General features: G+C 57.3%; 10 protein-coding genes and 1 pseudogene. 7 read left to right on the top strand and 4 right to left on the bottom strand.

Annotation, left to right across the window (positions count from 1 at the left end):
- Window positions 1–81 precede the first annotated feature (81 nt).
- Window positions 82–1,218: a 23S rRNA (guanine(1835)-N(2))-methyltransferase RlmG gene (gene rlmG, locus HV346_RS19840; RefSeq protein WP_181620877.1), complete on the top strand. Its 1,137-nt coding sequence runs from the start codon at window positions 82–84 to the stop codon at window positions 1,216–1,218.
- A 113-nt stretch (window positions 1,219–1,331) separates the two neighbouring features.
- Here rlmG and HV346_RS19835 read toward each other — a convergent pair whose 3' ends face one another.
- The 3 genes from HV346_RS19835 to lsrR all read right to left on the bottom strand — a co-directional run bounded on the left by HV346_RS19835 (window position 1,332) and on the right by lsrR (window position 6,146).
- Window positions 1,332–3,353, bottom strand: a complete 2,022-nt coding sequence (locus tag HV346_RS19835; RefSeq protein WP_181620876.1) for an NADPH-dependent 2,4-dienoyl-CoA reductase — start codon at window positions 3,351–3,353, stop codon at window positions 1,332–1,334.
- A 169-nt stretch (window positions 3,354–3,522) separates the two neighbouring features.
- Window positions 3,523–5,142, bottom strand: a complete 1,620-nt coding sequence (gene lsrK / locus HV346_RS19830) for an autoinducer-2 kinase (RefSeq protein WP_181620875.1) — start codon at window positions 5,140–5,142, stop codon at window positions 3,523–3,525.
- Window positions 5,143–5,174: 32 nt separating this feature from the next.
- On the bottom strand, window positions 5,175–6,146 hold the full coding sequence (gene lsrR, locus HV346_RS19825) for a transcriptional regulator LsrR (protein ID WP_181620874.1): 972 nt from the start codon (window positions 6,144–6,146) through the stop codon (window positions 5,175–5,177).
- A gap of 215 nt (window positions 6,147–6,361) precedes the next feature.
- Here lsrR and lsrA point away from each other — a divergent pair, with 215 nt between their 5' ends.
- Genes lsrA through lsrG form a run of 6 tightly spaced genes read left to right on the top strand, consistent with a single transcriptional unit; the run spans window position 6,362 to window position 12,049 of the window.
- Window positions 6,362–7,849, top strand: a complete 1,488-nt coding sequence (lsrA, locus tag HV346_RS19820) for an autoinducer 2 ABC transporter ATP-binding protein LsrA (RefSeq protein ID WP_181623840.1) — start codon at window positions 6,362–6,364, stop codon at window positions 7,847–7,849.
- Complete coding sequence (lsrC, locus tag HV346_RS19815; RefSeq protein ID WP_181620873.1) at window positions 7,846–8,877, top strand: autoinducer 2 ABC transporter permease LsrC; 1,032 nt, start codon at window positions 7,846–7,848, stop codon at window positions 8,875–8,877. The genes lsrA and lsrC overlap by 4 nt, the downstream gene beginning before the upstream one ends.
- Before the next feature lies 1 nt (window position 8,878).
- The gene (gene lsrD / locus HV346_RS19810) at window positions 8,879–9,862 is read left to right on the top strand and encodes an autoinducer 2 ABC transporter permease LsrD (RefSeq protein ID WP_181620872.1); all 984 of its coding nucleotides are present in this window, start codon (window positions 8,879–8,881) and stop codon (window positions 9,860–9,862) included.
- Complete coding sequence (gene lsrB / locus HV346_RS19805) at window positions 9,859–10,860, top strand: autoinducer 2 ABC transporter substrate-binding protein LsrB (RefSeq protein WP_181620871.1); 1,002 nt, start codon at window positions 9,859–9,861, stop codon at window positions 10,858–10,860. Before lsrD ends, lsrB begins: the two co-directional genes overlap by 4 nt.
- An 11-nt stretch (window positions 10,861–10,871) precedes the next feature.
- On the top strand, window positions 10,872–11,759 hold the full coding sequence (gene lsrF, locus HV346_RS19800; RefSeq protein ID WP_181620870.1) for a 3-hydroxy-5-phosphonooxypentane-2,4-dione thiolase: 888 nt from the start codon (window positions 10,872–10,874) through the stop codon (window positions 11,757–11,759).
- The gene (gene lsrG, locus HV346_RS19795; RefSeq protein WP_181620869.1) at window positions 11,756–12,049 is read left to right on the top strand and encodes a (4S)-4-hydroxy-5-phosphonooxypentane-2,3-dione isomerase; all 294 of its coding nucleotides are present in this window, start codon (window positions 11,756–11,758) and stop codon (window positions 12,047–12,049) included. The genes lsrF and lsrG overlap by 4 nt, the downstream gene beginning before the upstream one ends.
- Window positions 12,050–12,401: 352 nt before the next feature.
- Here lsrG and HV346_RS19790 read toward each other — a convergent pair.
- Window positions 12,402–12,878, bottom strand: a pseudogene (locus HV346_RS19790) (phenylalanine--tRNA ligase beta subunit-related protein); the annotation flags it as partial.
- Between the last annotated feature and the right edge of the window lie 23 nt (window positions 12,879–12,901).

Genomic DNA, 12,901 nt, shown 5'->3' with positions numbered 1-12,901 from the left:
GCCCCAAATCGACAATAAAGAGTATATACTCACGCACCCTTTTCAGGGATAACGCCGAAATTTTACCACTCAGGAGGGCCGATGAGCCACTTAGACAACGGTTTCCGTTCACTCAACCTTAAACGTTTCCCGGAAACGGACGACGTGAACCCGCTTATGGCGTGGGAAGCGGCGGATGAATATCTGCTGCAACAGTTGGATGAGACCGAAATCAGCGGCCCGGTTCTGATCCTGAATGACGCGTTTGGCGCGCTGGGCTGTGCCCTGGCTGAACACACGCCTTACAGCATCGGTGATTCCTATTTAAGCGAGCTGGCGACGCGTGAAAACCTGCGCCACAACGACATCGAGGAAGCCAGCGTTAAGTTCCTCGACAGCACGGCGGAATACCCACAGGCGCCGGGCGTGGTGCTGATTAAAGTGCCTAAAACCATGGCATTGCTGGAACAGCAATTGCGCGCACTGCGTAAAGTCGTCACTCCGCAAACCCGTATTATCGCGGGCGCAAAGGCGCGTGATATCCATAACTCCACGCTGGAATTGTTCGAGAAAGTGCTCGGTCCGACAACGACCACACTGGCGTGGAAAAAAGCGCGTCTGATCAACTGTACGTTCAGTGCGCCAGAACTGGCCGACGCGCCTGAAACGCTGTGCTGGAAACTGGATGGCACAGACTGGACGATCCACAACCACGCGAACGTCTTCTCCCGTACCGGTCTGGATATTGGTGCTCGCTTCTTTATCGAGCATCTGCCGGAAAATCTGGAAGGTGAGATCGTCGATCTGGGCTGTGGTAACGGTGTTATTGGCCTGACCCTGTTAGCGAAGAATCCAGAAGCCAGCGTCGTCTTTAGCGATGAATCGCCAATGGCCGTGGCTTCCAGCCGTCTTAACGTGGAAACCAACATGCCAGAGGCGCTGGACCGCTGCGAGTTTATGATTAACAACGCACTTTCTGGCGTGGAGCCGTTCCGCTTCAACGCGGTGCTGTGTAACCCGCCGTTCCACCAGAAGCATGCGCTGACGGATAACGTCGCCTGGGAGATGTTCCACCATGCGCGTCGTTGCCTGAAAATTAACGGCGAGCTGTACATTGTGGCGAACCGTCATCTGGATTACTTCCACAAGCTGAAGAAGATCTTCGGTAACTGCACCACGATTGCGACCAACAATAAATTCGTGGTGCTGAAAGCCGTTAAGCTGGGCCGCCGCCGCTAACCTACAGAGGCGTGATGCCCTCATTCCAATCCTCTCATGGGAAGAGGGCACAAACACTAAAAACGGCAACCTGGTTGCCGTTTTGCTTTTGTCCTGATTATCTGGCAATGCCGTTAAATCGCCAGGGCCAAGTGAGTCCCCTGCGCAATTGCGCGGCGGGCATCCAGCTCCATCGCCACATCACATCCGCCGATCAAATGCACCGTTTTACCCGCTTCACGCAGTGGCTCGGCCAGTTCACGACGTGGTTCCTGTCCGGCGCACAAAATCACATGATCCACGTGGAGTCGCTGCGCTTCACCGCCGATCAACACGTGCAGACCGTCGTCGTCGATCTTCTGATAGCTTACCGACGGGATCATTTTCACGCCGCGCGAGAGCAGGGTGGTGCGGTGGATCCAGCCCGTTGTTTTTCCAAGACCGTCACCCGGTTTGCTGGCCTTGCGCTGAAGCATGACGATCTGGCGCGGGCTTTTTGACAGATGCGGACCTTCCGGGCGCAACCCACCGGATTGGTTCAGGCTGGTATCGATCCCCCATTCCACACAAAACTCGGCGATATTCTGACTGGTGGCTTCCCCCGGCTGGCTCAAATACATCGCCGTATCAAAGCCGATCCCGCCGCAGCCGATAATTGCCACCTTTTCACCGACCGGAGCTTTGTCGCGCAGCACGTCGAGATAGCTCAGTACCTTCGGATGGGTAATGCCGTCGATCTCCGGCGTGCGTGGGGCGATCCCACAGGCCAGGATCACCTCGTCAAACGCCGCAAGATCGCCTGCGCTCACAAACTGATTCAGACGCAGATCCACACCCGTCAGGTCGATCATCCGGCGGTAGTAGCGCAGAGTTTCATAGAACTCCTCTTTGCCGGGGATCTGTTTGGCAATATTAAACTGCCCGCCGATCTCGGCTGCTGCATCAAATAAGGTCACACTGTGCCCGCGTGAGGCGGCATTCACCGCAAACGCCAGCCCTGCCGGGCCTGCACCGACAACGGCCAGATGCTTTTTCTGCACCGTTGGCACAACCGGCATTTTGGTTTCGTGGCAGGCACGAGGGTTGACCAGGCAGGAGGTGACTTTTCCAACGAAGATCTGATCGAGGCAGGCCTGATTACAACCGATGCAGGTATTGATCTCATCGGCACGGCCGCTTTGCGCTTTTGAAAGCAGCTCGGCATCAGCGAGGAACGGGCGTGCCATCGACACCATATCAGCATCGCCTTTTGCCAGCAGGTCATCGGCCACCTGAGGGTCGTTAATACGGTTGGTAGTGACCAGCGGGATCGACACTTTACCTTTCAGCTTGCGTGTCACCCAACTGAATGCGGCACGCGGCACGGGGGTTGCGATGGTCGGAATACGCGCTTCATGCCAGCCGATCCCGGTATTGATGATGGTCGCGCCTGCGGCTTCAATAGCCAGGGCCAACTGGAGGGTCTCTTCGAATGTCCCGCCCCCTTCCACCAGATCGAGCATCGACAGGCGATACACAATAATAAAATCGGTTCCGACACGTTCACGAACGGCGCGCACGACTTCCACGGCAAAACGCATACGACGTGTGTAGTCTCCGCCCCACGGGTCATCACGCTGGTTTGTACGCGCCGCCAGAAACTCGTTAATCAGATAACCTTCTGAGCCCATCACTTCAACGCCGTCATAGCCAGCCTCACGCGCCAGCGCAGCACAACGGGCGAAGTCGTCAATCAGCGTCAGGATCTCCTCATGGCTGAGAGCGTGTGGTTTAAAGCGGTTAATCGGCGCCTGGATAGCGGAAGGTGCAACCAGATTTGGCTGATAGCTATAACGGCCGGTATGCAGGATTTGCAGGGCAATTTTACCGCCTTCCTTGTGCACCGCGTCGGTCACAATGCGATGGTGCGCTAGCTGGCTGGCGTCACTCAACACCGCACCGCCTTCCATACCAACACCGGATGAGGCAGGGGCGACGCCGCCGGTCACAATCAGTGCGACACCGTGGCGGGCGCGTTCGGCATAAAAGGCGGCCAGACGTTCAGCCCCATCCGGATGCTCTTCAAGACCGGTATGCATGGACCCCATCAGTACGCGGTTTTTGAGGGTGGTAAACCCCAGATCAAGCGGGGCGAATAACGACGGATAGCGGCTCATAATCTCTTCCAGTGTAAAATTATTGTTATGTGGTCGGATGAGTTATTAATTTAGCCAGCGGCAGAAGAAAGGTAAAAGCGGGATCAAATGATTGTGATGGGATTCAAAGAAAGGCGTTCCTCACTCAACCCCTCTCCCTGTAGGGGAAAGGGGACAGTCTGGTGTGTTCTTAAAGGGCGGGTTTGGTCTGATTTTCCCCCTCGGCTCTATGGGGTGAGGGGGAACGCACCAGCCCCGGGGCCTGCCACATTGACGTGGTTAGCCCGCTGTCGACCAGCCCAAGCTGGTCAGCGTAAACCGCCTGCCATTTCTGCATCATGCCGTCGTACAGCTCGCGGTGTTGCGGGTTTGGCATAAACTCCCGGCTCCATTTCACCAGGTGCTCGCCTGTACTGGCCATATCGCTGAACAGTCCAGCCCCGGTTCCCGCTGCGATGGCACAACCCAGCGCAGTGGCTTCCTTCACTTCAGGCACACGCACCGGTAGCCCGGTGACATCGCTTAATATCTGGCTCCATAGCGCGCCTTTAGCCCCTCCGCCCGCAAACACCAGGCTTTCAAACGCGACACCGGAGAAGCGGGAAATCTGCGCCAGGTTGCAGGCGGAGACAATTGCTGCGTTCTCTTCCAACGCACGGAAAAGGGTCGCTTTGTTGCATTTTTCCGGGTCGATGGAGAGGTTAATAAACGAGGGGGCAGCGTGATACCACTGCTTAAAGTGCATCGCATCAGAGAAAATCGGCATCACGCCGTGCGAACCCGCAGGGACGCGGCTCGCCATCTCTTCGAGCAGGGAGTAAGTATCCATCCCCATCCGCCCGGCGATCAGTTTTTCTTCTGCACAAAAGGCGTCCCGGAACCAGCGCATCGTCAGCCCGGTGAAGAAGCTGATCGACTCAGCTTGCGCCATGCCGGGAATAACGTGTGGATTGACGCGAATGTTCATTTCCGGATCGGTACGTACCTGTGGCAGATTCACCACCTGCTGCCAGAACGTGCCGCCCAGTACGGCCGTTTGTCCGGGACGCACCACGCCCAGGCCCAGACAACCAAGCTGCACATCTCCGCCGCCCATCACGACAGGTGTACCTTCCCGCAGACCACTTTGCTGTGCTGCTGCAGGCGTAACCGCCCCCAGTAATGTTCCCGTCTCTTTTACCGGGGAGAGGATATCGGCCCGTAGCCCGGCCATGTCCAGCAGTGCCGGACGCCAGTCGCGGGTGAAGAGATCCAGCATGCCGGTGGTTCCGGCGTTAGAGGGGTCAACCGCCAGCTCGCCGGAAAGTTTTGCCGCCAGCCAGTCGCTGATCATGGTGATGGTCGCCGCTTTACGGTAAATATCCGGGCGATGGTGTGCCAGCCACAGCAGGCGCGGCATGGCACTCAGCGCCAGCGTCTGGCCGGAAACGTCATACACTTCGGATTCGAAACGGTAGTCGTGGATCTCTTTCAGCTCTGCCACTTCGCGGCTGGCGCGGGCGTCAACGTTGGCGCAGGCCCAGATGGCATCACCGTTACGATCATACAGGACGATGCCTTCCCGCATTGAACAACAGGCAATGGACTGAATATCAGCGGCGTTCAGATGGGCGCGTTCCAGCGCCTGATGAATGCACTGGCAGGCGAGCCGCCAGTTCGTCTCAAGGTCGAACTCCATTGAGCCCGGCACGTTTTCCACACTCAGGTGTATCCACTCTGCCTGGCCGACGGCTATCTGGTTGCCGTGCAGATCAAAAATCACAGCGCGAACGCTTCCGGTCCCTGCATCTAACGCTAAAAGGTAACTCATGGCATGCCTCGTGTCAGGCGCAGGGCAAGCTCTTACTTCGCCAGAGCCAGCACCGCGCGGGCTGTCGTCTCTTCCGTCACCAGGCCATTGATACGGCGACCTTTCAGTGCGGCATAAATCGCATCGGCTTTTTCTTCTCCACCGGCGACGCCAACGATAGTGGGTAGCTGTGCCAGTTCGTCCAGCGTGACCCCCAGTAATTCACGGTGGATCGCAAGCTCGTCGACCCGTTCTCCTTCGGCATTGAGGAAGTAGCCAAGGATGTCGCCCACTGCGCCTTTGCGGGCATACATCAGCTGTTCACCTTCAGTGATATAGCCGGATCGCAAAATGGTGGCATCACGGCGTTGATTCACTGCGCCAATCCCCACCACGGCAACATCGGCGGCGGTAGCCGCGAGGATCACATCCCGAACGCTGGTTTCTCGTCGTAAGATCCCCGCGACTTCGGCGGATGACACACGAAGCGGGGCGGGGATCATGCTGACGCTACAGGCGGCATCAAGTTGGCCGATACCGGTCATATACGGCCCCACGCCACCGGAGAGCGTCACCAGGCGAACCTGTTGTGAGCTAATAAACCCGCTTAAATGCTGAAGGCAGCTCATGGTCGTTTCGCCAAATCCCACTGCCAGTAACTGTCCAGGTTCCAGTACACCCATTAATGACTGTGCTGCACCAATGCCTAGCCGCACGTTCATTGGTGGGGTATTCAGGGCTGGCATTACGCGCACCAGTTTCAGCCCAAAGTGCTGCTGCAACTCTGTTTCCAGCGCCAGGCAACCCTCGTAACGGGAGTTGATCTGCACGCGGATGACGCCAGACTGACGCCCTTTTTCCAGTAAACGCGAAATCTTCAGACGCGGCAGACCCAGGCGCTCGCCAATGTCGTTCTGCGTCAACCCGTCGTGGTAGTAGCACCAGGCGACGCGAGCCACCAGTTCTTCTTCTGCCAGTGCCAGCCCGGCAAACCGGCTTTCTTCCGCAATGCGTTTATCGCTCATGTTTGAACTCTTATAAAAATTTAGATCATATGTTCGTGATGGCGCGGGCGGAAAATGTGAGCCACGCGGCAAAACAGATCTTTTAGATTGTTTCCGGTTTATCTGGATCTTAATCGATAAAACTGTGATCCCTGCACGGTTGTAAATATAGTTCACCGTCTACGCTTTTGAACATTATTAAATCTAAAAATCATTTGTTCAATGGCGGAGCGATGATGACACCACTGATCGAAGCGCGCGATATCTGCAAGCAGTTTTCCGGCGTGCCGGTATTGAAAGGCATTGATTTCACACTGCTGGCGGGCCAGGTGCATGCGCTGATGGGCGGGAACGGGGCCGGAAAATCAACGCTGATGAAAATTATTGCCGGGGTCGAGACGCCGGATAGCGGTGAACTTTCCGTCGCAGGGCAGGCATTTGCGCGGCTCAATCCTGGGCAGGCGCATAAGCTGGGCATTTACCTTGTCCCGCAGGAGCCGATGCTGTTTCCCAACCTGACCGTACGCGAAAACATCCTCTTTCGCCTGCCGCGTGAACCGGGTCTTGAACAGAAGCTGGCTGACAAACTTCAGCAGTTGCAGTGCCAGATCAACCTTGATGCTGCTGCCAGTACGCTGGAAGTTGCGGATCAACAGATGGTGGAGATCCTGCGCGGGCTAATGCGTAACGCCACGATCCTGATCCTGGATGAACCCACCGCGTCGTTGACACCAGGGGAAACCGAACGGCTGTTTCGCCAGATCTGCGCCTTGCAGGATCTGGGTGTCGGCATCGTGTTCATCTCGCATAAGCTGCCGGAGATCCGCCAGCTGGCGAGCCACGTTTCGGTAATGCGCGACGGCGCGGTGGTCCTGAGCGGGGAAACGGCGCGGTTTGATGACAATGCGCTGATCGCGGCCATGACGCCAGTCAGTCGCGAGCAGGGGTTGAGTGATACACAAAAGCTGTGGCTGGCGCTGCCGGGAAACCGGCGCACGCAGGCGCAGGATTTTCCGGTGCTGCGCGTGGACGATCTCACAGGAGAAGGGTTTATTGATTTAAGCCTGGAGATCTACGCCGGTGAGATCGTCGGCCTGGCCGGACTGGTGGGCTCCGGGCGCACCGAGTTTGCCGAAACGCTCTATGGCCTGCGTCCGGTACGCGGCGGTCGCGTCTGGCTGGAAAATCAGGATATTACGGGAGACTCCATTCTCTCGCGGCTGGACAAAGGGCTGGTTTATCTGCCCGAAGATCGTCAGGTTTCCGGCTTGTTCCTGGATGCGCCGATTCGATGGAACACCGTCGCCCTGAATGAGCCGTCGCTATGGCAACAGCGTAAGCGCGAAGCCGCAGTGGTGGAGCGTTATCACCGGGCGCTGGGGATCAAGCTTAATCATCCTGATCAAACTGTACGCACGCTTTCGGGAGGCAACCAGCAGAAGGTATTGCTGGCGCGCTGCCTGGAGGCCAATCCACTGTTGCTGATTGTCGATGAACCCACGCGCGGCGTGGATGTGTCAGCTCGCGCGGATATCTACCAGTTGATCAAAAGCGTGGCGGCACAAAACGTGGCGGTACTGATGATCTCAAGCGATCTCGACGAGTTCCCCGGACTGGCGGACCGCGTGCTGGTGATGCATCAGGGCGTACTCAGCGGCGAGTTGCCGCGCCATGCCGTCAGCCTCGACCGCATGATGGCGCTGGCGTTCGGAGGGCAATCATGAAGACGTTACTGAAAAACCGTGAACTCAGCGCGTTGCTGGCGATCATTGCGCTGTTTGCGGTACTGGTCGCCCTTAACCCGGCTTATCTGAGTTTTCAGACGCTGGGGATGATTTTCGCCAGCAGTCAGATCCTGATCCTGCTGGCGATCGGAGCAGCGCTGGTGATGTTAACCCGCAATATCGACGTGTCGGTAGGCTCTACCGTTGGCCTGTGCGCGATTGCCGTCGGGGTCGCCCTGAACAGCGGCTACAGCCTGCCGGTTGCAATGCTTTTTGCCCTGGCGATTGGCGCACTGGCGGGAGCATTTAACGGTTTACTGGTGGTGGGGCTGCGGATCCCGGCCATCGTTGCCACGCTGGGTACGCTGGGGTTGTATCGCGGCGGCATGCTGCTCTGGACGGGAGGTAAGTGGATTGAAGGTTTACCGTCGAGCCTCAAATCTCTCTCGGAACCGCTTTTCATGGGGATCTCACCGATTGGCACAGGTGTCCTGATTTTATCTGCGGTGGGGGCGTGGATCTTGTCGCGCACCGTGTTTGGCCGTGACTTTTATGCCGTGGGCGATAACCTCGCCGCTGCGCGTCAGCTGGGCGTGGCAGTGAACCGTACCCGCATGATTGCCTTCACCCTGAACGGTGTTCTGGCAGCCTGCGCCGGGATTGTCTTTGCCTCGCAGATTGGCTTTGTGCCGAACCAGACGGGGAGCGGGCTGGAGATGAAAGCCATTGCTGCCTGCGTGTTGGGCGGCATTTCGTTGTTGGGCGGGACGGGCACATTAATTGGCGCTTTTCTCGGGGCATTCTTTCTCACGCAAATCGATACCGTCCTGGTGCTGTTCCGGCTTCCGGCCTGGTGGAATGACTTTATCGCCGGGCTGGTTTTGTTGGGGGTTCTGGTACTTGATGGACGCCTGCGACAGGCGCTGGCACGGCATCAGCGCGCGCTGAAATACAGCCGTTTCCAGCCGGGTCATAAAGGGGGAAAGCACGTCACACCGTTCCCGAAGCGCAAAAAAGAGGTGGCGTAAAATGAAACGTAGCTGGGAAAGTGCGCTGCTGATTTTGCTGGTGGTGGAGATCCTGCTTTTCGGGGCGATTAACCCGAGGATGCTGGATATCAACATGCTGCTGTTTAGCACCAGTGATTTTATCTGCATTGGCATTGTGGCACTGCCTCTGACGTTGGTGATCATCAGCGGCGGGATTGATATCTCCCTTGGCTCGACCATTGGTCTGTGCGCTATTGCGCTGGGCGTGATGATGCAGGCGGGCTGGCCGATGGCTGTCGCCATCCCGCTCACTCTTCTGCTTGGTCTGCTGTGCGGTTTGTTCAACGCGGCTCTTATCCACTACACCGGCATCAGCCCACTGGTGATTACGCTGGGGACGCTCTATCTCTATGGCGGCGGCGCGCTGCTGCTCTCCGGCATGGCGGGGGCGACGGGGTATGAGGGTATCGGCGGATTCCCGGACAGCTTCACGGCATTCGCCAACCTCACCGTTTTCGGTCTGCCGATCCCGCTGGTGCTGTTTGCGGTGATCACCTTTTTCTTCTGGCTCATCACCCATCGCGGGCGCTTTGGCCGGCATCTGTTTCTGATTGGGCAAAACCCTCGCGCAGCGCGCTATGCGGCGCTGTCGGTCAACGGTATGCCTTACGCGCTGTATGGCCTGGTGGGTGTGGCGTCCGCGATTGCTGCGCTGGTGATGGTCTCGTATTTCGGTTCCGCGCGCTCCGATTTAGGGCGTGATTTGCTCATGCCTGCACTCACTGCCGCCGTGCTGGGCGGAGCGAATATTTATGGCGGTTCAGGTTCGGTTATTGGTACGGCACTGGCGGCGCTGCTGGTGGGGTATCTGCAACAAGGTTTACAGATGGTCGGCATCCCCAGCCAGGTGTCGAGCGCGCTGTCAGGGGCGCTGTTGGTTGTCGTGGTAATGGGACGGTCGCTGAGCTTGCACCGTGAATGGGTGCGCAATTTTTTCCTCAAAACTACCCGGAGCGTAAGATGAAAACAAAACTGATAGTCCTGGCGATGGCACTCAGCTTCGCATCGGCGCAGGCGGCAGACCGCATTGCCTTTATTCCTAAGCTAGTGGGGGTGGGGTTCTTTACCAGCGGGGGTAATGGTGCGAAAGAGGCCGGGAAAGCCCTTGGCGCAGACGTGACCTACGATGGCCCGACCGAACCGAGCGTCTCTGGTCAGGTGCAGCTCATCAATAACTTTGTGAACCAGGGCTATAACGCCATTATCGTCTCCGCCGTGTCGCCTGACGGCCTCTGCCCGGCGCTGAAGAGGGCAATGCAGCGCGGCGTGAAAGTTCTCACCTGGGATTCTGATACCAAACCGGAATGCCGCAGCATTTACATCAACCAGGGGACCCCGGAACAGCTCGGCGGCCTGCTGGTGGAGATGGCAGGTAAACAAGTCAGCAAACCCAATGCCAAAGTGGCTTTCTTCTACTCAAGCCCCACCGTCACGGACCAGAACCAGTGGGTGAAAGAGGCGAAAGCTAAAATCGAGAAAGATCATCCTCAGTGGCAAATTGTTACCACCCAGTTTGGCTACAACGACGCGACCAAATCCCTGCAAACCGCCGAAGGGATCTTAAAAGCCTACCCGGATCTGGACGCGATCATCGCCCCGGATGCCAACGCCTTGCCCGCCGCAGCACAGGCAGCAGAAAACCTGAAGCGTGAAGGTGTGGCGATTGTGGGATTCAGTACCCCGAACGTGATGCGTCCTTACGTTGAGCGCGGTACGGTGAAAGCGTTCGGCCTGTGGGATGTCGTACAGCAGGGAAAAATTGCGGTCAATGTCGCCGATCATTTGTTGAAAAAGGGCGATCTTAACGTTGGCGACAGCGTGGACGTAAAAGACATTGGGACGCTGAAGGTCGAGCCGAACAGCGTTCAGGGTTACCAGTATGAGGCGAAAGGCAATGGCATTGTGTTACTGCCGGAACGCGTGGTGTTCACCAAAGAGAACATCAACAAATACGATTTCTGACGGGGGAGCAAATGGCTGATTTAGACGACATCAAAGACGGCAAAGATTTTGGCATCGGCACACCGCAGCAAAACGTGCCCTTCACTCTGAAAGGGTGTGGCGCGCTGGACTGGGGGATGCAGTCGCGGCTGGCGCGCATCTTTAACCCGAAAAGCAACCGCACGGTGATGCTGGCCTTTGACCATGGCTATTTTCAGGGGCCGACGACCGGGCTTGAGCGTATCGATCTCTCTATTGCGCCACTGTTCGGGGAAACCGATGTGCTGATGTGTACGCGCGGTATTTTGCGCAGCCAGGTTCCGCCAGCGACCAACAAACCTGTTGTGCTTCGTGCCTCAGGCGGCAATTCCATTTTAGGTGAGCTGTCCAACGAGTGTGTCGCGGTGGCGATGGAAGATGCTCTGCGTCTGAATGTCTGCGCAGTGGCGGCACAGGTTTATATCGGCAGTGAATTTGAGCATCAGTCGATCAACAACATCATCAAACTGGTGGATGCGGGTAGCCGCTACGGCATCCCGACGCTGGCGGTGACGGGGGTGGGCAAAGAGATGGCCCGTGATGCACGTTACTTCTCGCTTGCCAGCCGCATTGCCGCCGAAATAGGGGCGCAGTTCGTGAAAACGTACTACACCGATGACGGCTTTGAAAAAGTGACGGCCAGCTGCCCTGTACCGATTGTGATTGCGGGCGGCAAAAAACTGCCGGAGCACGAGGCGCTGGAGATGTGCTGGCGGGCGATCGATCAGGGGGCGTCCGGCGTGGATATGGGGCGTAACATCTTCCAGTCCAGCGCACCGCTTGCCATGCTGAAAGCAGTGAAAAAAGTGGTACATGAGAACTGGAATGCCCGCGATGCATTCCAGTTCTGGCAGGAAGAAAAACAGGGAGAGGTAAAATGAATGTGACGTTAGTGGAGATCAACATCAAACCCGAGCGGGTGGATGAGTTTCTGGAAGTCTTTCGCGCCAACCACGAAGGCGCGATCCGGGAGCCGGGAAACCTGCGTTTTGACGTATTGCAGGACCCAAGGGTGAAGACCCGGTTCTTTATCTACGAGGCTTATAAAGACGAAGAGGCGGTGCTGGCGCATAAGAAAATGCCGCACTATCTGGCGTGTGTCGATAAGCTCGAAGAGCTCATGTCGGAGCCGCGCAAAAAACGCAGTTTTGTCGGGTTGTTGCCGGAGTAACGGTCCTGGGTTATGAGGCGCTGCTGGGGGGCGACCGGGTAAGCACAGCGCTACCCGGCTTTTTTCAGACCAGTTCCAGTTTAGCAAGTATCGCAGAAAGCTCTTCCCGTGGCTCGCCATGAATCGCCTGCAACGGGAAGGGTAATGCCGGTGTCGCGACTTTCCCCATCATCTCGGCAGCGGCGGCAATGACCCGCAAACTGCCGTAACGGCGGAACAGCGCCCACAGTGGTTCCAGACGTTCGGATTGCCCCTCCTCTTTTGAGCGTGCAAGCGCCAGTGCCGTGTGCGGGAATAATCCGGCGAGAACGGAATACCACACGTCAAACCCGGCCCGCAGGGCGGAAGCGGCGCGCCAGATCACTTCACCTGCATCCGGATACTCCACAACGGTTTGCCCCTCTTTGAGGGTATCAAACGGTTCATTGCCATCGGCAAGCGTCAGGCGTGGCGTGCCGCAGTAGGCGGCCAGATTCTCCCCGCCGACGGGGATCGCGTAGCGAATACTGATGGCATTGTAGATATCGACGACCGGATCGAGCGAGGGCAGTGACCCCTCTTTTAGCACCCGCTTACGCAGAGCCGCGGCTGAACAGGGAGTGCGTTTAGGTTTTGCGCCAAAGGCTTTAAATGCGTCATCCCAGGCCGCGAGATGCGCATCGGCCCAGGGCACATCATCATTCAACACCTGCTGACAGGCCTTTGCCAGTGCGGCAGGAGCAACGTCGGGGTGCAAAATCGGGGCTGCTTCAACCAGAATGCTCAGTGCCCGAAACCCAGGCGCAATTCCGGTGAGACGCGGATCTATTGACGGCGTGACGAGAGACATAAATAATCCTGTATTGACTGTTT

It is taken from the genome of Enterobacter sp. RHBSTW-00994 (assembly GCF_013782625.1).
Classification (GTDB): domain Bacteria; phylum Pseudomonadota; class Gammaproteobacteria; order Enterobacterales; family Enterobacteriaceae; genus Enterobacter.
Note: the sequence above shows the minus strand (reverse complement) of the source record. Positions and strands in the feature narration are given on the sequence as shown.

Excerpts from the sequence above, each read along its gene's own strand:
- lsrA (WP_181623840.1), top strand. The coding sequence starts at position 6,362 with ATGACACCACTGATCGAAGCGCGCGATATCTGCAAGCAGTTTTCCGGC.
- rlmG (WP_181620877.1), top strand. The coding sequence starts at position 82 with ATGAGCCACTTAGACAACGGTTTCCGTTCACTCAACCTTAAACGTTTC.
- lsrF (WP_181620870.1), top strand. The coding sequence starts at position 10,872 with ATGGCTGATTTAGACGACATCAAAGACGGCAAAGATTTTGGCATCGGC.
- lsrC (WP_181620873.1), top strand. The coding sequence starts at position 7,846 with ATGAAGACGTTACTGAAAAACCGTGAACTCAGCGCGTTGCTGGCGATC.
- lsrD (WP_181620872.1), top strand. The coding sequence starts at position 8,879 with ATGAAACGTAGCTGGGAAAGTGCGCTGCTGATTTTGCTGGTGGTGGAG.
- HV346_RS19835 (WP_181620876.1), bottom strand. The coding sequence starts at position 3,353 with ATGAGCCGCTATCCGTCGTTATTCGCCCCGCTTGATCTGGGGTTTACC.
- lsrK (WP_181620875.1), bottom strand. The coding sequence starts at position 5,142 with ATGAGTTACCTTTTAGCGTTAGATGCAGGGACCGGAAGCGTTCGCGCT.
- lsrR (WP_181620874.1), bottom strand. The coding sequence starts at position 6,146 with ATGAGCGATAAACGCATTGCGGAAGAAAGCCGGTTTGCCGGGCTGGCA.
- lsrB (WP_181620871.1), top strand. The coding sequence starts at position 9,859 with ATGAAAACAAAACTGATAGTCCTGGCGATGGCACTCAGCTTCGCATCG.
- lsrG (WP_181620869.1), top strand. The coding sequence starts at position 11,756 with ATGAATGTGACGTTAGTGGAGATCAACATCAAACCCGAGCGGGTGGAT.